Annotated in this window: 19 protein-coding genes; 10 read left to right on the top strand and 9 right to left on the bottom strand. The window is 68.2% G+C overall.

Annotated features, from left to right (window positions below):
• Nucleotides 1–86 precede the first annotated feature (86 nt).
• Genes BOX37_RS15805 through BOX37_RS15790 form a run of 4 tightly spaced genes read right to left on the bottom strand, consistent with a single transcriptional unit; the run spans nucleotide 87 to nucleotide 4,423 of the window.
• The gene (locus tag BOX37_RS15805; protein ID WP_084759721.1) at nucleotides 87–1,604 is read right to left on the bottom strand and encodes a flavin-containing monooxygenase; all 1,518 of its coding nucleotides are present in this window, start codon (nucleotides 1,602–1,604) and stop codon (nucleotides 87–89) included.
• Nucleotides 1,601–2,521, bottom strand: a complete 921-nt coding sequence (locus tag BOX37_RS15800; RefSeq protein ID WP_071928317.1) for a reductase — start codon at nucleotides 2,519–2,521, stop codon at nucleotides 1,601–1,603. Before BOX37_RS15800 ends, BOX37_RS15805 begins: the two co-directional genes overlap by 4 nt.
• Nucleotide 2,522: 1 nt before the next feature.
• Nucleotides 2,523–3,416, bottom strand: a complete 894-nt coding sequence (locus BOX37_RS15795; RefSeq protein ID WP_071928316.1) for an SDR family NAD(P)-dependent oxidoreductase — start codon at nucleotides 3,414–3,416, stop codon at nucleotides 2,523–2,525.
• A 2-nt stretch (nucleotides 3,417–3,418) separates the two neighbouring features.
• Nucleotides 3,419–4,423 (bottom strand): alpha/beta hydrolase fold domain-containing protein, encoded by a 1,005-nt coding sequence (locus BOX37_RS15790; protein ID WP_071928315.1) that lies wholly within the window; start codon nucleotides 4,421–4,423, stop codon nucleotides 3,419–3,421.
• A gap of 111 nt (nucleotides 4,424–4,534) precedes the next feature.
• Between BOX37_RS15790 and BOX37_RS15785 the strand changes: the two genes are divergently transcribed.
• Complete coding sequence (locus BOX37_RS15785) at nucleotides 4,535–5,575, top strand: ferredoxin--NADP reductase (RefSeq protein ID WP_071928314.1); 1,041 nt, start codon at nucleotides 4,535–4,537, stop codon at nucleotides 5,573–5,575.
• Nucleotides 5,576–5,583: 8 nt separating this feature from the next.
• Here the strand turns inward: BOX37_RS15785 and BOX37_RS15780 are convergent, their stop codons facing one another.
• Nucleotides 5,584–6,363: a helix-turn-helix transcriptional regulator gene (locus BOX37_RS15780; RefSeq protein ID WP_071928313.1), complete on the bottom strand. Its 780-nt coding sequence runs from the start codon at nucleotides 6,361–6,363 to the stop codon at nucleotides 5,584–5,586.
• Between the two features lie 230 nt (nucleotides 6,364–6,593).
• On the opposite strand from BOX37_RS15780, the gene cynS reads away from it, so the two are divergent.
• The 4 genes from cynS to BOX37_RS15760 are packed head-to-tail and all read left to right on the top strand — an operon-like array spanning nucleotide 6,594 to nucleotide 10,059.
• The gene (gene cynS / locus BOX37_RS15775) at nucleotides 6,594–7,046 is read left to right on the top strand and encodes a cyanase (protein WP_071931549.1); all 453 of its coding nucleotides are present in this window, start codon (nucleotides 6,594–6,596) and stop codon (nucleotides 7,044–7,046) included.
• Nucleotides 7,047–7,075: 29 nt separating this feature from the next.
• Nucleotides 7,076–8,323 (top strand): ABC transporter substrate-binding protein, encoded by a 1,248-nt coding sequence (locus BOX37_RS15770; protein ID WP_071928312.1) that lies wholly within the window; start codon nucleotides 7,076–7,078, stop codon nucleotides 8,321–8,323.
• Entirely contained in the window at nucleotides 8,320–9,207 is an 888-nt protein-coding gene (locus BOX37_RS15765; RefSeq protein ID WP_084759720.1) for an ABC transporter permease, read from the top strand. The genes BOX37_RS15770 and BOX37_RS15765 overlap by 4 nt, the downstream gene beginning before the upstream one ends.
• A gap of 36 nt (nucleotides 9,208–9,243) precedes the next feature.
• Nucleotides 9,244–10,059, top strand: coding sequence for an ABC transporter ATP-binding protein (locus tag BOX37_RS15760; RefSeq protein WP_071928311.1), 816 nt, complete (start codon nucleotides 9,244–9,246; stop codon nucleotides 10,057–10,059).
• 20 nt (nucleotides 10,060–10,079) lie between these two features.
• Here the strand turns inward: BOX37_RS15760 and BOX37_RS15755 are convergent, their stop codons facing one another.
• Nucleotides 10,080–10,361 (bottom strand): hypothetical protein, encoded by a 282-nt coding sequence (locus tag BOX37_RS15755; protein WP_071928310.1) that lies wholly within the window; start codon nucleotides 10,359–10,361, stop codon nucleotides 10,080–10,082.
• Nucleotides 10,362–10,559: 198 nt separating this feature from the next.
• Here BOX37_RS15755 and BOX37_RS15750 point away from each other — a divergent pair, with 198 nt between their 5' ends.
• The 4 genes from BOX37_RS15750 to BOX37_RS15735 all read left to right on the top strand — a co-directional run bounded on the left by BOX37_RS15750 (nucleotide 10,560) and on the right by BOX37_RS15735 (nucleotide 14,447).
• Nucleotides 10,560–11,345 carry a GTP pyrophosphokinase gene (locus BOX37_RS15750; protein ID WP_071928309.1) on the top strand — a complete coding sequence of 262 codons (786 nt, stop codon included), beginning with the start codon at nucleotides 10,560–10,562 and terminating at the stop codon, nucleotides 11,343–11,345.
• Between the two features lie 165 nt (nucleotides 11,346–11,510).
• Complete coding sequence (locus tag BOX37_RS15745) at nucleotides 11,511–12,308, top strand: SAM-dependent methyltransferase (protein ID WP_071928308.1); 798 nt, start codon at nucleotides 11,511–11,513, stop codon at nucleotides 12,306–12,308.
• Between the two features lie 225 nt (nucleotides 12,309–12,533).
• Nucleotides 12,534–12,794, top strand: coding sequence for a hypothetical protein (locus BOX37_RS15740; RefSeq protein WP_071928307.1), 261 nt, complete (start codon nucleotides 12,534–12,536; stop codon nucleotides 12,792–12,794).
• A gap of 90 nt (nucleotides 12,795–12,884) precedes the next feature.
• A complete protein-coding gene (locus tag BOX37_RS15735; RefSeq protein WP_071928306.1) occupies nucleotides 12,885–14,447 on the top strand; it encodes an FAD-binding oxidoreductase in 1,563 nt (520 codons plus the stop codon).
• A gap of 6 nt (nucleotides 14,448–14,453) precedes the next feature.
• Here BOX37_RS15735 and BOX37_RS15730 read toward each other — a convergent pair whose 3' ends face one another.
• Both BOX37_RS15730 and BOX37_RS15725 read right to left on the bottom strand, forming a co-directional pair.
• Complete coding sequence (locus BOX37_RS15730; RefSeq protein WP_071931547.1) at nucleotides 14,454–15,272, bottom strand: cyclase family protein; 819 nt, start codon at nucleotides 15,270–15,272, stop codon at nucleotides 14,454–14,456.
• Nucleotides 15,273–15,388: 116 nt separating this feature from the next.
• Nucleotides 15,389–17,047: a bifunctional 3'-5' exonuclease/DNA polymerase gene (locus tag BOX37_RS15725; protein ID WP_071928305.1), complete on the bottom strand. Its 1,659-nt coding sequence runs from the start codon at nucleotides 17,045–17,047 to the stop codon at nucleotides 15,389–15,391.
• Nucleotides 17,048–17,241: 194 nt separating this feature from the next.
• On the opposite strand from BOX37_RS15725, the gene BOX37_RS15720 reads away from it, so the two are divergent.
• On the top strand, nucleotides 17,242–18,429 hold the full coding sequence (locus BOX37_RS15720) for an AI-2E family transporter (RefSeq protein WP_071928304.1): 1,188 nt from the start codon (nucleotides 17,242–17,244) through the stop codon (nucleotides 18,427–18,429).
• Here the strand turns inward: BOX37_RS15720 and BOX37_RS15715 are convergent.
• A complete protein-coding gene (locus BOX37_RS15715) occupies nucleotides 18,398–19,090 on the bottom strand; it encodes a TetR/AcrR family transcriptional regulator (protein ID WP_071931546.1) in 693 nt (230 codons plus the stop codon). The genes BOX37_RS15720 and BOX37_RS15715 overlap by 32 nt on opposite strands.

The following is a 19,090-nucleotide window of genomic DNA, read 5'->3' as shown; positions in this document are numbered from 1 at the left end:
CTCGCTCCTGTTCGTCTGGCGGCCATCGATCCGGTTACGGTGTCCTCGGCTCCGCGAAACCGAGGACACCGCGGTCGTCATCGAGACTAGCCGAACGGAGCCACGGCATGGTCTCCGGTGCCGATCACCGATTCCGTGTCCGCCGGGGTGAGCAGGTAGTCGTCGGTGTCGACGGCGGCCAGCTGCCGGACGTACTGGGTGCCGAAGCCGGGGAACATGGTGGCGTTGAAGCCGTCCTCGGTCAGATACCAGCTGCGGCAGCCGGAGTTCCAGGTCGTGGCGGTCAGTCGCTGCTGCAGTCGCTCGTTGTACCGGTCCTGCTTGTCGCGGCGCACCTCGAGAGTCCGCAGGTTCTGATGCAGGATCATGCCGATGGCATCGGTCAGGTAGTCGATCTGCGCTTCCATGTACACCAGCGCCGAATTGTGACCGGGCCCCGAGTTGGGTCCGAACGTCAGGAACATGTTCGGGTATCCCGCCACCGCGACGCTCTTGTACGCGTAGGCCCCTTTGTTCCATTCGTCGGCGAGCACCCGCCCGTCACGGCCGGTCACCGGGATGGGGCTGCCGGTCTTGGATACGTCGAATCCGGTGGCGAAGACGATGCAGTCGAAGCGGTGCTCGATGCCCTCGGCGGTGCGGATGCCGTGTTCGCTGAGGCGGGCGATCGGCCAGGTAACCAGGGTGCAGTTGTCCCGTTGCAGGGCCGGGTAGTAGTCGCTGGTCATCAGCAGGCGCTTGCATCCGGCCCGGAATCCGGGCGTGAGCTGGCGGCGCAGCCACGGGTCGCGCACCTGGGTGCGCAGATGCAGCTTGGCCACCGACTCCACGACTCTGGTCAGCGGGGTGTTCCAGACGACGCCGAGCGCCACCGATTCGTGCCCCCAGAACCACCCTTGCCGGGCAATCGATTGGGTGATGGGCAGCTGCCGGTAGATCTGCATGGTGCGCGGGCTCGTCGGCCGGTTCAGCCGGGGCAGCACCCAGCCGGGAGTGCGCTGGAAGACCTTCACCGCCGCGGCCTGCCGCACGAGCTCGGGCACGATCTGCACGGCACTGGCACCGGTACCGACCACGGCCACGCGCTTGCCGGTGAAGTCGTAGTCGTGATCCCACCGCGCACTGTGAATCTTGTGGCCCTGGTAGTCCTCGATCCCGGGAATTCGCGGGAAGCCGGCATTGGACAGGGGGCCGGAGGCCAGGACCACGGTGCGCGCCCGTACCGTCTCGCGACCTTCGAGGGCGATGTCCCACAGGCCGTCCGCCTGGTCGAAGACCAGACCGGAGACGTTGTGCCCGAACCTGATCCGGCCGCGGAGACCGAATTCACCGACCATCGACTCGATGTAGTCGAGGATCTCCTGGCTGCCGGAGTAGGTGTGCGACCAGTCCGGATTCGGCGCGAAACTGTAGGAGTACAGGCGCGACGGAATGTCGCAGGCCGCGCCGGGATAGGTGTTGTCGCGCCAGGTTCCGCCCACCTCGGTGCCCCGTTCGAAGATCACGAAATCGGTGATCCCCTTCTGGCGCAGGCGGATCGCGGTCCCGATTCCGGCGAAGCCCGCACCGATGATCGCCACGTCCAGTGGCCTGGTGGCGCTCATGCGACGGGCTCGTAGGTGAGTTCCTTGGACCACGTGGGTTGCGGTCCGAGGAAGCGATCGGGAACGCGCGCGGTGATCTTGACCAACGCGTCGGCGAGCAGGTGATACGGGTGGTCGCGGTTGATCACCCAGCCGGCGTGCATCTTGACGATTCGGTACATGGGTACGCGGTTGGCGATCGGATTGCGCTCCCCCACTGCCTTGAACCGGCGCATGGCCGCGTACAGGCGCTCCTCGTCCACGCCCATCTCCACGACGTTGTCGCGCATCTTGTTCAGCAACGGCACATAGCTGAGCACGCCGATCAGCAGCGACGGCTTGATCCAGCCGCCCACCAGATCGATGAAGAGTTTGCGGGCGGTGGAATGACCGAGCAGCTCCATGACCGCGTAATCGGTGGCCAGATGCCGCGATTCATCGGCGTTGATCTTCTTGAACGCCTCCTGCGCGACGGGATCGGTGATCTCGTCGGTGATGAATTTGATCAGTGCGCCGTCCAGGGCGACCTCGAGCATCGGGATGACCGTGCCGAGGAACGACAGCGACATGCCGTCGGCGTACTTGTCCAGGAAGTCGATCACCAGTTTGACGTTGATGTTCGGCTCCGGGATCTCGTCGCCGTCGAGCATCCCCCACCGGCGCATGAGCGCCAGTTCGGCATTGGCGTGGCGCTGCTCCTCGGCGTGGAAGTAGCGGTAGATCTCGCTCAGCGTCTCGGTGGGCGCCTTCTGGGCCATGGCGGCGAATCCCCGGGCGCCGACGTTCTCGATCCACATCAGATCGGCCATGAACGGCTTGAGTTTGGCGTGCAGCTCGGGTTCGATGAGGTCCGCGCCCGGCGCATCCCAGTCGATGTCGGCCAGTGCCCACTGCCGAGCCTTGATCTTGGCGAGCATGTCGTCGAAGTCGAAGGACATCTCAGACTCCTGTCTTCTCGGTGGTGGCGATGAGGCTCGGGCTCGAATCGCTGTGCGGGAGCATGCGATCGAGGGCGCCGAGGCCGCGGGTGTACAGGGTGGGGAACTGCCGCTTGAGCAGCCAGATCAGCCGCGCGTCGAGCTGGGGCAAGACGTAGAGCCGACCGCGGTCGTTGGCATCGAGGGTCATCCGGGCGACGCGCTCGGGCGAATAGCCGGTCCAGTGCATGAGGGTCTCGGCCAGTTTCATCGCGTCGGCGGCGATCCGCCCGTCGCGCGCGACATTGGTCTTGACGAAGGTCGGGCACAACACGGTGACCGCGACGCCGCTGCCGGACAGCTCGGCGGCCATCGTTTCCGACAGCGACAGCACCGCCGCCTTGGAGACGTTGTAGGGGCCCATGGTCGGCGCGGCGGTGAAGGCCGCCGCCGAGGCGACATTGATGATGCCGCCGCGGCCGACGGCCCGCAGTTGCGGGGTGAACAGTTCGCACCCGTGGACCACGCCCCACAGGTTGATGCCGAGTGCCCACTGCCAGTCGTCGAGACCGATGGCGCCCACCGGGCTGCCACCGATGCCGACACCCGCGTTGTTGATGACCAGGGTGGGCGCGCCGCCGAGGAGCAATTCGGTGTGCAGCGCCAAGCTCTCCATGTCGCCCCGGTCGGCCACATCGCAGAACAGCGCGTGGGCGGTCGCGCCGTGCACGCGCGCGATCAGGCGCACCGTCTCGTCGGCGCGTTCCTTGTCGACATCGGCACACACGACCTGCCCGCCGCGGGCGGCCAGTTCGAGCGCGAAGGCCCGCCCGATACCACTCCCGGCACCGGTGACCACGGCCTTCGCGCCATAGGACCGGCGACTGTTGCCCAGCAGATTGTCCAGAATTCCCATGATCAGCTCACTCGCTCTCGGGTGGGGGCATCGGCGGACGCCAGTGCGTCGGCGAGGAAACGGGCCGCTCGGCGTAGCGCCGGTGCCGCCTCGGGCACCAGCAGGGGCAGCGCCTGGAAGACGTGAACCTGCCCCGGCCACAGCTCGAGCTCGCAGGAGCCGCCCGCGGCCACCACCATGTCGCGCAGGTGCAGGGCGTCACCGACCAGCATCTCCGCGGCGCTGGCCTGCACGAACAGCGGCGGTAGCGGCGTGCCCGGCGGCACGGCCAGCCGCAGTCGCGGCGAGTCGGCCGGTGCCTGGGCGATGTACAACTCGGCGGCCCGGCGCCCGATGCGGGCCGAGGCCATCGCCTCGGTGCCCGCTCGCTGATGGTGCTCGGCCAGGGCGAAGGTCAGGTCGATCAGCGGCGAGAACAACGCGACGCCCGCGGGTTGTGGGATTGCGGTTCTGGCGTTGTCGAGCAGTAGATCCATCGTCAGGTGTCCACCGGCGGAGTCGCCCGCGATCACCACATTCGCTGCCCGATACCCGTTGCCGAGCAGCCACCGGTACCCGGCGGTGACATCGTCGGCCGCGGCCGGAAACAGATGTTCGGGCGCGAGTCGGTAGTCGAGGACGAACACCGGCAGTCCCGTGTCACGTGACAGCCGAGCCGCCACGCCGCGGTGCGTGCGCGCCGAGCACAGCACGAAACCGCTCCCGTGGACGAAGTAGACAGCGCGATCACCGAATTCGACTCCGGCCGCGCGCACCCATTCCCCGCGCACCGGTCCCGAACGCACCGGCGTCACCCGGGTTCCCGGCGGAGTCGGCCCGCCCGCGGCCATGATCGCGGCGACCATGCCGCGGGCCGCCGCGATGCCGAGCCGATTGTGTGGAAGTGCGCAGTTGACGGGACGGAGTACGTAGTGCCCCGCCGCGAGCGCCAGCCGAGATCGCCAGGTGGATGTCACCGGCACCGGGGTCGCCAACCGTGAGGTCGCCGTTGACCTTGTCGTTGTCATGGCCCCAGTGTCATCTTGGTATGTGCCATTTGTCAATGGCACATTCTTCGGCCACACTTTGGTTGGCGAAACACAGACCGCTCGCCACCTGCCACGAGGAGTTGCACGACGATGTCAGCCACAGCTCGCCACACCTACCAGGTGGAAGTCCGCGAGGTCGTCCAGGAGACCACGGACGCGGTCTCGTTGACGCTGCACGCGGTGACCGGTCCGACAGACTCGCTCGACTATCGGCCCGGCCAGTTCCTGACGCTGCGCGTGCCGCACCCGGACGGTCCGCTCACCCGCTGCTACTCGCTGTCGAGCGCACCGGACTCGACCGCGTGCCCAACCATCACGGTCAAGCGCGTCCACGGCGGTCGCGCCTCCCAGTGGATCTGCGACAACGCCGTCCCCGGCACCATTTTCGATACCCTCGCACCCGCGGGCACCTTCGTCCCACAGGACTGGTCCGCGCCGTTCCTCCTGGTGGCCGCGGGCAGCGGGATCACCCCGATCATGTCGATTCTGCGGACAGCGCTGGCCGCACACGAGAATCCGATCACCGTCGCCTACGCCAACCGTGACGCCGAGTCCGTCATCTTCACCCGGGAACTCGATCTACTGGCCCGGCACCACCGCGACAGGCTCACCGTCACGCACTGGCTGGAATCCGAATCCGGCCGACCCACCGAGGCCACGCTGCGCACCTGGCTCGCCGCGGCCCCGAACTCACACGCCTATCTCTGCGGACCGGCGCCCTTCATGACGTCTACTCGGAATGCGCTGGTCGCCAACGGTTTCGATGCGTCCCACATCTACGCCGAGGTCTTCACCTCGCTGACCACCGACGCCTTCGGCCCGGCGCCCGTGCCCGAGGTCGGCGGCAGCGCCGCGACCTCGACGGCAACGGTCGAGCTGGACGACGAGGTGCACACCATCACCTGGCCCGAGGACACCGTGCTGCTCGAGGTGCTGCTCGCCCAGGGCCTGAACGCGCCCTACGTGTGCCGGGAGGGGACCTGTGGTGGCTGCGCGTACACCCTGCGCCGAGGCGAGGTCCATCTGCGCGAGAACCACACGCTCGACCAGCACGATCTCGCTCGCGGCACTCGGCTCGCCTGCCAATCCGAACCGCGTAGCGACACCCTCGACATCGTCTTCGACCAGTAGTCGAGGCGTCAGCGAGCCGCGGCGCCGGTTCCGGCGGACCCGCTGACCGTCGTTGTTCGCAGTGCGGTCGGCGGCGTGCCGTAGTGCCGCCGGAACGCGCGACGGAAAGTGGAGGGGTCGGCGAAGCCGGACTGGCCGACGACCTCGGTGACGGTGAGCCCGGCTTCGAGCAGATTCGCCGCTCGGCTCAGGCGGGCGACGCGGATGCTGCGCGCGGGTGAGGTGCCCGCTTCGGCGAACGCGGTCTGCAGGTGGCGCAGGGACACGTGCAGCTGGTGCGCGATGGCATTCGGTGCCAGCTCGGGATCGCCGGCCTGGACGGCGATCAGGTCGCACGCCTTCTCGTAGAGCGCACGCCGCTCGAGCGCCGAGGCCCGCTCGCGGACCGCGTGGGTGAAGGGTTCGTCGTCGAGCCGGTCGAGCACCGTGAGCGTGACCAGCATGAGTTTCGCGGCGTCGAGCTGCAGTTCCGAGGCCGACCAGGACACCGGGAGCGCGGTGCCGGTGCGGCGGATCATCCACTCGGTACCGCCGCGATAGCGCAGCGGGCGCCGGGTGGCGTGCAGGATCGGGCAGCTGGACGGCTCGTAGGGCTCCCCGTCGATGTGGTGATGATGGAACGCCGCGTGGCTGCAGGAGCCGACCACATCGTCGTCGGTGCGGTACCCGAGCGCGGACAGTGCCGAACGGTTGATCATCACGATTCGGCCGCCTGGGTCGATGACCCAGGCGGCTTGATCCATCGACCCGATCACCTGCCGTGCTACGGCGATGGCGGCTGTACTCATCTGTCGTCGCGCTTCCGTCCCGCAAAATCCCAGTGTAGGTCCGCCATTGTTACGTTCCCGGCCGCGTCCAGTTACGTCGCCGTTAATCGGACCCGCGAAGGCAATTCGCGCGCGAATTGCCTCTTTCTCGTGCGCCCTTTTCGCTTCTGCGCACCCGGCTGGAAATGGTCGACTGAACGAGCGGACGAACCGCTCGGATGTCGAGTGGCGCCAGTGACGAAGGAGTGCCGATGACCACCATCATGGACAAGTCCGAGGCGACGAAACATGTTGTCTCGCAGCGCATCAGGAAGAAGCTGACCTGGCGCGAGATCGCCGACGAGATCGGCAAACCGCTGGCCTGGACCATCGCGGCCCTGCACGGCCAGCATCCCATGCCGGAGGCGGACGCGCGCGGCGTCGGCACTCTGCTCGACCTCGACGAGTCCGTGATCGAGTCGCTGCGGACCCAGCCCTATCGCGGCACCTTCGACAATCCGATTCCCAGCGATCCGACGATCTATCGGTTCTACGAGGCGCTCACAGTCTATGGACCCGCCATCAAAGAGATGATCCATGAGGAATTCGGTGACGGCATCATGAGCGCCATCAATTTCACGCTGACCGTCGACCGCCGGCCCGACCCGGAGGGGGATCGCGTGGTCGTGACATTCGACGGGAAATTCCTCGATTACCGGTTCTGACCACACGATTCACCGAGAGGAACCCGAGGATGGCCGAATTCAGCCGTCGGCGGCTCCTGGGCGCTGGAGCCGGCGTCGCCGGAGCGCTCGCCGCAACCGCCTGCGCGCCACTGGCACCCGCACCACCCGCGCCCGCCCCGTCGAGCGCGACGACCGCGCCGGGCGCGGCCGTCGGACCGCTGCCCGGCATCGAGAAGCCGAAGATCACCGTCGGCTTCATTCCGATCACCTGCTCGTCGCCCATCGTCAACGCCAAGGCACTGGGGATCTACGCCAAGCACGGACTCGACGTCACGTTGAAGAAGTTCTCCGGGTGGGCCGAGGTGTGGGCCGCCTACGCCACCGGCGAGATCGACGCCTCGCACATGCTGGCACCGATGCCACTGGCCATCGATCAGGGGCTGGCCTCGGGCCGGATGCGCACCCGCCTGCCGCTGATCACCAATACCAACGGTCAGGCGATCACGTTGCATCGCAAGCATCTCGGCAGGGTGCGCGAACCGGCGGATTTCGCCGGTTTCCGGCTGGCCATCCCGTTCGACTACTCGGTACACAACCTGTTGCTCCGGGACTACCTGTCGATGGGTGGGCTCGATCCCGATGTCGATGTGGAACTGCGAGTCCTTCGCCCGCCGGACATGGTCGCCAATCTGCTCACCGGTGGAGTCGACGGCTACCTCGGGCCCGACCCGTTCAATCAGCGGGCGGTGGCCACCGGCGCGGGATACCTGTTCACGCTCACCCGTGATCTGTGGAACGGCCACCCCTGCTGCAGCTTCGGGGTGAACGACGAGTTCGCCCGGGAGAATCCGGTCACCTATCAGGCCCTCACCCGCGCGATCCACGACGCGGCGCTGTGGAGCGACCAGACGCAGAACCGTTCGGCCGCCGCCCGATCCATGGCGCCCGAGCAGTTCCTCAACCAGCAACCGGCGCTGCTCGAAGCCATTCTCACCGGGGAGTACCAGGACGGCACCGGCATCCCGCGCCGGGTGCCCGACCGCGTCCGGTTCCAGCCCTACCCGCAGGAGACGTTCGGCCTCTGGATGCTGACCCAGCTCCAACGGTGGGGCCTGGCCGAATCCGACCGCTGGGTGACACCGCAGCAGTATCGCGACACCGTCGGCGCGGTTTTCGACGCCGAAGCCTCGCGCGCGGCGTTCGACGCGCTCGGCGTCCCACTCCCCGCACCGGCGACCGGCCTCGACATCAACGGCCGCCGATTCGAACCCGACAACTTTCTGCACTGGACCGCGAAGCAGGTATCGACGACATGACCCGAACAGAAGAACCGACCGCAGGGCCGGACACCGCGCCCGCGAGCGTCCAACCACGCGAGATCTCCCTGGGCCTGGCCGCCAAAACCGCCGCCGACCGGGCCGCCCGCCGCGCACAGGTGGCCGGCGCGGCCCTGCTGTTCGTGGTGATCTGCGTGATCGGCCTCGGGATCTGGTCGGTGGTGACCGCCGACCAGGGCGCCGACGGCCTCGCACCCACGCCGGGCGCCACCTGGAATCAGCTGGTGACCATCCTGTCCGACCCGTTCTATGTCTCCGGTCCGGCCAGTGTCGGGATCTTCTGGCATCTGGTCGCCAGTCTGCAACGAGTGCTCACCGGCTTCCTCATCGCGGCGGCCATCGCCATCCCGCTCGGTTTCCTCCTCGGCAGCGCGACCCGAATCCGCTGGGCGGTGGAACCGTTCGTCCAGGTCCTGCGACCGGTCTCGCCACTGGCGTGGCTGCCGCTGGGTCTGGCGCTGCTGCGCGATGCCGAGAACACGGCGATCTTCGTCATCGTGATGGCCTCGCTGTGGCCGATGCTGCTCAACACCATCGAGGGCGTGCAGAAGGTCGATCCGCTGTACATGCAGCTCGCGCGCACGCTGGAAGCCTCCCGCGCGCAGGTGATCCGCACCATCCAGCTGCCCGCCGCGCTGCCGTCGATTCTCACGGGTCTGCGGTTGTCGCTGTCGACGGCGTGGTTGGTGATCATCGCCGCGGAGATGCTCGTCGGCAGCCGCGGCATGGGCTATTTCGTGTGGAACCAGTGGAATCGGCTGTCGGTGCCGGCGATCCTCGTCGCGATTCTGCTGATCGGCGCGGTGGGATTCGCGCTCGACCGGCTCGTGGTGTGGGGCGCGACGAAGATCCCGCACGGCTGATCCACCGACCCTCTTTGCGAACAGGAAGTGAAACCCATGGCCACACACAATGATTCGGACGCCGTGCGGAGCGGCTCGCTGGTCCTCGAGAACGTCGAGAAGTGGTATCCGGCGAAAGAAGGCTGGAACCAGGTCATCGCGCCGACCACGATCTCGATCGACGAGGGTCAGTTCGTGACGCTGATCGGACCGTCGGGCTGTGGCAAATCCACGGTGCTGTCGATGATCGCGGGGCTCACCGAACCCGACGGCGGAATACTCTGGCTGGACCGCCAACCGATCACCGGTCCCGGCAGCGACCGCGGGATGGTGTTCCAGCAGCACGTGCTGCTGCCCTGGCTGACCGCGCGGGAGAACGTGCTGTTCGCACTGAACTGCGCCAGAGCCGAGCTGTCGAAAACCGAGCGCGCCGAGCTGGCCGATCACTACCTCGACACGGTCAAGCTGGGTAAGCACAAGGACAAGAAGCCCCGCGAACTCTCCGGCGGTATGCAGCAGCGGGTGGGTATCGCGCGCGCCTTCGCGCTGCAGCCCAAGGTACTGCTGCTCGACGAGCCCTTCGGCGCACTCGACGCACTCACCCGCGTCGACCTGCAGGGTGAGCTGCTGCGCCTGTGGGAGTCCGAACGGCGCACCGTCGTGCTGGTGACCCACGATGTCGACGAGGCGATCGTGCTGTCCGATCGGATCCTGGTGATGTCGCACGGTCCGGCGGCCACGGTGTCCGAGGACATCCCGGTCACCTTCCCGCGCCCCCGTGAGCAGGCCGAACTCAACCGCGACCAGGCATTCTACGAACTGCGCAGCACCCTGCTGACGTCGCTGACCGCCCCGCATCCCGCCGCCGCCTGACGGGCTGGGGCGCGGGCAGCTCAGCGGACGGCGTATTCCACGCTGCAGTCACCGTTGGTGTAGTTCTGGTCCGAACCGTGGTTGGCGGCGGCCAACACGAAGGCGACGCGGCCCGGTTCGGTCCGCACCCGCGGAATCGAGAGCACGTTGTCCGGGCCTTCGACCGCAGCGGTGACCTGCTCCTGACCGTTGCGACCGGTGTCGAGGTCGGCCCCGATCACCGAGAACCGCTGCTCGTAGGGAACCTCGGAATTGGCGTCGGTGTGCAATTCCAGATGCACCGCACCGTTCCCGTTCGACACCGCGATCGCCGTACTCGAGGCGACGGCGGCGATCGCCCACCGACCACACGATCCCTCGACGGACGACGCGTTTCCACCCCAATCACGCCCGCCACCGGCCAGATCCCGGCGTCGCGTCCGCCCGGGACCAGGCTCGCGATCACCACCGTGACCAGCACCACGGCAGCGCGCCGAGCGGGAAAGGCACAATGGAGGTCGATGAGACCCTGGCAGCTCGACCACAGCACCGACGCCCCGTTCGGCAACGGCGAGCAGATCGCCGTCGACGATCTCCGGGTGCTCCGGGAGCAGTTCGTCGACTTCATGCTCGGCTACAAGTTCGCGATCGACGAAGTCACGACCAAGATCAACATCTTGCGCGAGGACTTCAACAACACCCACGAGTACAACCCGATCGAGCATGTCGGCTCACGACTCAAGTCACCCGAGAGCGTGCTGGAGAAGGTCCGGCGCAAGAACTACGCGATGAATCTGGCCGCCATCCGGGAGAACGTGCTCGACATCGCCGGAGTCAGGGTGGTCTGCAGCTTCATCTCCGACATCGGCGCGATCCGGGACATGCTGGCCGGGCGCGAGGACATCACCGTGCTCGAGGAGCGCGACTACATCACCCACCGCAAACCGAACGGCTACCAGAGCCTGCACCTGATCGTGTCGATCCCGGTGTCCCGCTCCGACCGCACCGAGCGCATTCCGGTGGAGATCCAGATCCGCACGATCGCGATGGACTTCTGGGCCAGCCTCGAACACAAGATCTACTACAAGTACCGCGGCGAGGTCCCGCCGAATCTGCGCGCCGACCTGGCCCAGGCCGCCGAGGTGGCCACCCAGCTCGACGAGAAGATGGAAGGCCTGCACCGCCAGGTCGACCGTGGCGCGCACACCAGGAAGTCCGAGGCCGATTCGCTCGATCTGAGCGTGCTGTACAACAACCTCATCGCCGATCATCCCCGGCACGCACGCCCCGGCGATCTCTCGACCTGACCCGCTCGCGCGCCGCTCCTCTGCCGCGCTGATCCGCATTGTCATCCACCACACCCTGGCGGCGTGAATCTTGTACTGTCGCAAACAGATCAGATGCTGTGCCGCTGGTGGCTCCTGCCCAGGGTGGGTACCACCGCTGTCAATTTTGCAGAGGAGCGAGGGCTCATGACCGACGTGCACACCCCGGTGATCCGGACCGACATCCCGCATTCGGCGCGGATCTGGAATTACTGGATGGGTGGCAAGGACCACTACGAGATCGACAAGATCGCCGGTGACGCGGGCCTGGCCGTCGACCCGGACATCTCCACCATGGCCGTGCAGTCGCGCCAGTTCCTGATCAGGGCCGTGCGCTTCCTGGCCCGCGAGCGCGGCATCCGCCAGTTCCTCGACATCGGCACCGGGCTGCCGACGATGCAGAACACCCACGAGGTCGCCCAAGGCGTCACCCCCGATGCCCGCATCGTCTACGTGGACAACGATCCGCTGGTACTCACCCACGCGCGGGCGCTGCTGACCAGCACCACCCCCGAGGGCGTCACCACCTACATCGACGCCGACTTCCACGATCCGGAGCGGATCGTCGCCGACGCGCGCAACGTGCTGAACTTCAACGAGCCGATCGCGGTGATGTTCATGGGCGTGCTCGGTCACGCCAAGACCTACGACGACCTGCTGCGGATCGTGGGCACCGTGCTCGGCGAGGTGCCCTCGGGCAGCCACCTGATCATGTGGGACGGCACCGACGACAGCCAGGCCTACGTCACGCTGTGCGAGAACTACACCGGCACCGGCGGCACGCCCTACATCCCGCGCACCCAGGCACAGATCCGGGCCGTGTTCGACGGCCTGGAAATGGCTGACCCCGGCTTCGTCTCGATCACCCAGTGGCGCCCGGAAGGCGTCGAGGTGGGTGAGGTCCTGCCGATCTCGGCCTACGGCGCCGTCGCCCGCAAGCCCTGATCCCGGAACCGCGCGAGGTGGTCTTCCGCGCATCGGCGCCGCAGGCCACCTCGCACCGGTGACCTGCGCGAGGCCGACGGGGAAGGCCACCGAGGAGCCGAACTCGCGCCGTCCCGGAATTCGAGGGTTCGAACGCGGCGATGCCGGGTAAAAGACTCTCGAATACCCGTTCGCTCATCCGGCAAACGGGACGCGGATTCGCGACGCTGCACAGGTGGAGAGAGCATGCTGAGTTTGATCGGTGTCATCCGGCGCAACGGCACAGTCGACGAGTGCGATGGCGCGCCCACTCCGGCCGGCCGGCTCCGATCGGGCGACATCGTGCTCGAGACCGGGCGCAGCTACCGGGTGATCAGCACGAGTTTCGCCGGTGAGACCCCGGACACCGGTTTCGTGGTCGCCGACGCGGTCGATGTCGCCAGCGGGCGCCTGCGTGTTCTCCACTACCCCAGCACCGACACGACGGTCACCGTCCAGGCGGCGTAACCGCGCCGGGCGCCCTCACCCCATCGCACCGGCGATTCCGCTACTGTCCGAGCAGATTCGTCTCGAACACTGTTGGGCGGAAGGAGTCCGGTGCCGATCTCCCGTCGACGGTTGATCACCGCGGCCACGGTGGGTGGCGCGCTCGCCGCCCTCGGAATGCCGACCGCCCGTGCCGGTGAGCGAGTGCTCGGTGCGGGCGATGCCGAGTATCAGGCGCTCGCCCAGCGCGGTTACAACCGCCGGTTCCTCGCCCGGCCGGCCAAGATCTACGTGCCGACCACGGCCGAGGAGGTCCGGCGTGCGGTCGCCGCGGCCGTCGCCGAGGATTCGGCGATCGCGGCCCGCTCAGGCGGCCACTGCTTCGACGACTTCGTCGACAACGCGCGCACCCGGTCGATCATCGACCTGGGCCGCCTGAACACCGTGCACTGGGACGAACGTCAGCGCGCCTTCTCGGTCGACGCGGGCGCCGACATCGGCACGGTGTACGAGGCCCTGCATCGCTGGGGCGTCACCGTGCCGGGTGGGATCTGCCGCGGCGTCGGGATGGGTGGCCACGTCCCGGGCGGCGGTTACGGACCGCTGTCGCGGCGCTTCGGGCTCGTCGCCGACCATCTGGCCGGGGTGGAGGTGGTCACCGTCGACGCCGACGGGGCCGCGAAGATCGTCCTCGCGACCAGGGATGGGCCCGATCACGACCTGTGGTGGGCGCACACCGGTGGCGGTGGCGGCAATGTCGGAGTGGTGACGCGCTTTCTGCTGCGGTCACCGGACGCCGAGGGCACCGACCCCGCGCACGCCCTGCCGAGACCGCCGGCCCACCTGCTCAACGCCCGCCTGATCCTGCCTGTCGCCACGGAGGATTCGTTCGTCCGGTTCCTCGGGAACTACCTCGGGTTCTTCGAACGACACAGCGCGCCGGGGAACGATTTCGCCGGACTGTACGCGCCACTGATGATCCGGACGACCGGCACCGCCGCGGCCGAGTTGCTGATCCTCGTCGACGCCGATTCTCCCGATGCCCGAACGCGATTCGACGAATTCGTGGCCACGGTGAGCGAGGGCGTGTTCCCTCCACCGGCACTTCTGCCGGTGCGGCGGCTGTCCTATCGGGACACCGTCGACCGAACCTACTACGCCAAGGCCGAGAGCACCTTCCGGGTCAAGGTCAAAGCCGCCTACCTGCGCAAGGCCTACTCGCCCGCGCAGCTCCGGATCTTCTACCGCTACATCACCGATCTCGCCTTCCTCGGCGAATCCCAGCTCGAATTCCTCCCGTTCGGCGGCGCGATCAATGCCGTCGCACCCGATGCCACGGCCACCCCCGCCCGGGATTCGTTCATGAAAATGCTCATCCATGCGGCGTGGCGGTCACCGGCCGACGACGACAGATATGTGCGGTGGGCTCGCGAGATGTATCGCGAGGTGCACGCCGAGACCGGTGGGGTACCGGTGCCGAACGAGGTCTATGGCGGAAGCTACATCAACTATCCGGATCCGGATCTGGCCGACCGCACGTGGAACACCTCCGGTCTGCCGTGGCACGCCTTCTACTACGGCGACAACTACCCACGACTGCGCCGGATCAAAGCGCAGTGGGATCCGGGCAACACCTTCGCGCACCAGCTCTCGATCGGCCGGCCGGACTGGTGATGCCGCTCAGGTGAGGGCCAGCACCCGGCAGGGACCGCCCGTGCCACCCGCGTGTTTCGGCGCACCGATGACGATTCGCGCCCCCACCGGCGGCACCGTCGCGAGATTGGCGAGCATCTCCACGCCATAGCGGCCTGCACCGAGAAGGGCGGTGTGCGCGCCGAAGTCGGGATCGACACCACAGTCCAGGCTGAGCGTGTCGACGCCCGCGCCGACGATCCCGCACTGCGCGACAAGGTGGTGCGCGGCCTCCCCCGAGAACCCTGGTGCGTGGGGCCGCCCCTGCGCGTCGAGGCCGAGGAAGGTCGACGGCTCGGCGATGCGGTGCTCCCATCCGGAGTACATCGCGACGAAGGCCCGCTCGGGAATCTCCCCGTGCTGGCCGCGCCAGCTGTCGATATCGGCAACGGTCACCACCGCGTCGGCGTCACCGGCGGCTTTGGCGCTGATATCGAGGACGACGAGCGGCGCGACGAGGTCTTCGACCGCGAGTGCCTCGGTCGTGGCACCGCCCGGTATCCGGTGCGCGGGTGCATCGAGGTGGGTGCCGGTGTGCTCCCAATACCCCAGCGCGAGCTGGTCGAAGCCGCCCGAGGCGTGCCAGGCCACCGGGACCATGGCGATCGGCGGATTGCCCGGCCAGACCGGCAGCTGCGGTGTGAGCGTGTGGGTGAGATCGACGACAGCGCCGGGCCGGGGCGCGGCGAGCGCGGGCGCCGGAGCCACCGCGGCGAGGGCGGCGAGGGCGGCGAGGCCGAACATCGCCCGTCGACTCGGTCGCGGCGCACCGTCATGGGCGAGGCGAACGATCTCCGGCGAGCACATCCGAACCAAGATAGCCGAGTGCTCCGCCTCCAGCGCCGGATCCGCCGGCAGCGTGTCCGGCGGGCCGAGAGCGCGCAGGATCCGCCGGTCGTCGATCGCCGGTTCGGTGAGATGGCCTACTTGGCGTCGCCGTAGCACTCCACGACCGCGGTCGTGAACGGGAACCGTACCGGTGTGGGACCGAACGCGAGCCGCCCTGCGGTCTCGGCTGCGGCCGAGATCGCCTCGGCGACCTCGGTGGCCTCGTCCACCGGGCAGTGCACGATCACCTCGTCGTGCTGGAAGAAGACCAGTTCGGCGCGCAGCCCCGCCCGCGCGATCGCGTGCCGCACACCGGCGAGGACGAGCAACGCCCAGTCCGCGGCACTGCCCTGCACCACGAAATTCCGGGTGAAGCGACCACGAGCGCGGGACGCGGAGGTGCCGGCATACCCGCTGAGATCGGTCTGGTCCGGCGAGTCGACCGAGACCGGGGTGCACGTGCGCCCCAGCCGAGTCCGCACCAGACGTCCCTCCTCCCCCGCACGCGCCGCGTCGTCGACGTAGGCCACCGCGGCCGGATATCGTCGTCGCAGACCGGCCATGTGGGTCAGGGCATCCCCGGAGGTCTGGCCGTAGATCGCGCCCAGCAGCGCGAGTTTGGCTTGCGCGCGGTCACCGCCGAAACCTCGGGCGGCCAGGTCCGCGTACAGATCCGCGTCCCGAGCCGCGACCTGCATCAGTCCCGGATCGCGCGAGACGGCGGCGAGTACCCGCGGCTCCATCTGCGCGGCGTCGGCGACGACCAAGGTCCAGCCGGGGTCCGCGCGGATCGCCTGCCGAATCACCTTCGGGATCTGCAGCGCACCACCACCATTGGTGGTCCAGCGACCGGACACCGTGCCGCCGGGCAGGTATTCGGGCCGGAACCGGCCGTCGTGCACCCACTGTTCGAGCCAGGACCAGCCGTGCGCGGTGTGCAGGCGGTACAGCGACTTGTATTCCAGCAGCGGCGCCACCGCCGGATGGTCGATCTGTTGGAGCTCCCATTTCCGGGTGGAGGACACCAGGATTCCCGCCCGGGCGAACGCCCGCACGATCTCGTTGGGCAGATCCGGACGCACCCGCACTCCGGTCCCGAACGCCCGCGACACGTCATCGGCCAACTCCGCCAACCGGCGCGGTTCGGACCCGCCCGCGAAACGCTCCCCCAGCATCGTGTCCAACAGCTCGCGGTGCACATCGGCGCGCCAGGGAATGCCGGACCGCGACATCTCCGCGGCGACCAGCATGCCCGCCGACTCCGCCGCCAGGAGCAGTCGCATGCGGTCCGGGTGCTCGGTCCGTGCCGTGCGAACGAGCTGGCCCGCGTACACCTCCAGCAGCGCGGTGAACTCGTCGGTACCCGAGGGCAACGGCACCGGAGCCGACTCGAACAGCGACGGCTGGGTCTCGGCGGCCCGCGCGGGCGCGTCGGCGGGAACGGGCAGGTTGCGCAGGCGAGCCCAGGCGGCCGCGAGCGAACGAGCCTGCCCCGATTGACCTTCCTCGTACCCGATCAGCAGACCCTCGGCGGCCTGTACGTCATAGCAGCGTTCGACCCGCACGCCGGCCGCCAGCAAGTTCCGATAGATCTCCGCCGTCGACCGCCACACCCACCGCTCGACCTCCGGCCGCGACCGCACCGCCTCGACCAGGGAGCTCTCCTGGATCACTGGACCCGCGGGCCGGCCATCCGCATCGAGCGGACACAGCCGTGCGCCACCGTCCCCCGTCTCCGCCACTGCCCATCGCACACCGCAGAGTCTGGCACCGGGGCCCGACACGGACGGCGACGGCGCGCGACCGTCACGGCGGAAGAACCCGGGCCCGCTGTCACGGGGGCGGATGTCATTCCGACTGAGGTACCGAGCTCCGCTGGGGCGCGTGGCGGCACAGGAAGCCGCGTCGGTGCCACCGAGCGGGCTCGTGCGGGACGACACTGGGAGCCGTGGACACCGACTCCCCGGACAATGCTCCGCAGGTCAGCACCCATACCAGGATGCCGCCATGGCTTCCGAAGGCGATGGTGCTCGCCCTGGTGTTCTTCGGGCTGTTCCTGCTGGCCGACTGGGCGTTCCACCGGCTGACCGGCCTGCTGATCGTCCTGGTGGTCGCCTTCTTCATCTCGCTGGCGATGGAACCGGCGGTCGCGGCGCTGGTACGCCGTGGCCTACGACGTGGTCTGGCCACCGCGGTGGTGTTCGTCGCCACGTTCGCCTGTGTACTGGCCTTTCTCGGCGCACTGGTGACGCTGCTGGTGGAGACCGCGACCAATCTGGCCCACGAGACGCCACGGTTGCTCGACGAGGGCGTCGCCTGGGTCAATCGTGCCTTCGGCCAGCGTTTCACGGTGCACGATCTGAGCCAACGGCTGCTGCACGAATCGAACCTGATCGAGGAGTACGCGCACACCGCGGCCAACAATGCCTGGGGTGTGTCGACGACGGTGCTCGGCGGACTCGCCCAGGTCCTGACGATCGCGTTGTTCAGCGTCTACCTCACCGCGGGCGGGCCGAAGGTGCGACGCACCGTGTGTTCGCTGCTGCCGCCCGCCCGGCAGCAGCGGTTCTTGCACGCGTGGGATCTTGCCATCGACAAGACCGGCGGCTACCTGTACTCACGGGTGGTGCTGGCCATCATCTCCGCGGTCGTGCACGGCGGGTTCCTGGCGATCCTCGGCCTGCCCAACCCGATCGCCCTCGGCGTGTGGTTCGGGGTGATCTCCGCGTTCATCCCCACGGTCGGCACCTACCTCGCCGCCATCCTGCCCGTGTTCGTCGCGCTGACCGTCGATCCGCTCGACGCGGTGTGGATCATCGTGTTCGCGGTGGCCTATCAGTGGCTCCAGGACTATCTGCTGCAACCGCGGATCACCGCGCGCACCGTCGACGTCAACGCCGCCATCGCCCTGCTGTCGGTGCTGGCCGGTGGCGCGCTCTTCGGCGCGGTCGGGGCGCTGCTGGCCATCCCGGCCACCGCGACGGTGCAGGCATTCCTGTCCGAGTACGTCAAACACTATGCAGTGACCGAGGATTCGCGCATCGACCAGACCACCCCGCGCCGCCAACGCACCGAAACGGCACCCGAGCACGACGGACCCGACGTCACGCCGACCGACGCGTCGGAGCCGAGCTGACCTGATCAACGGCGGACAAGCCGTTCCAGCACAGCGCGACCACGGTCTCGACCGCCTCGACCTTGGGGATCGGCCGTCCCGCGTCGAGCCAGTGGCGGGCGGCGAGATGGCTCGCCCCGACCAAGCCCCACGCACAGGCGTCCGCGGTGAACGCCGCCGCACCGGCGGCCCGCAGCTGCGCACCGACCAGGACCGCGCATTCGTTCATCGCGTTACGCACCCGCCATTCGACGCAGGGTTCACTCGGCACGGGCGATTCGAACACCAGCACATGCCCGCCCGCGTCCTCGTCGACGAAGTCGAAGTACACCGTGACCGCGCGATGGACCCGTTCCCGGTGCCCGACATCGGCCGCGAGGGCGTCCCGGACGCCGGTCACCATCCAGTCCAGATAGTGCTGCAGCACCGCCAGATACAGGTCGAGCTTGCCTGGGAAGTAGCTGTAGAGCGTGGGTTTGCTCATCCCGGCCACTGCGCTGATCTCGTCCATCCGCGCGCCGTGATACCCGTGGGCGACGAACACCTCGCGGGCCGCCGCCATGGCCGTGCGGCGCCGGTGTGCCCGCAGGCCGGGGCCCCTGACATCGTGTGCCGGTGCCACGGCCCCGCATCCGGCACCCGGGGTCACCAGGTGTCGGATGTCGCTGTGCGTCATCGTCAT

It is taken from the genome of Nocardia mangyaensis (assembly GCF_001886715.1).
Classification (GTDB): domain Bacteria; phylum Actinomycetota; class Actinomycetes; order Mycobacteriales; family Mycobacteriaceae; genus Nocardia; species Nocardia mangyaensis.
Note: the sequence above shows the minus strand (reverse complement) of the source record. Positions and strands in the feature narration are given on the sequence as shown.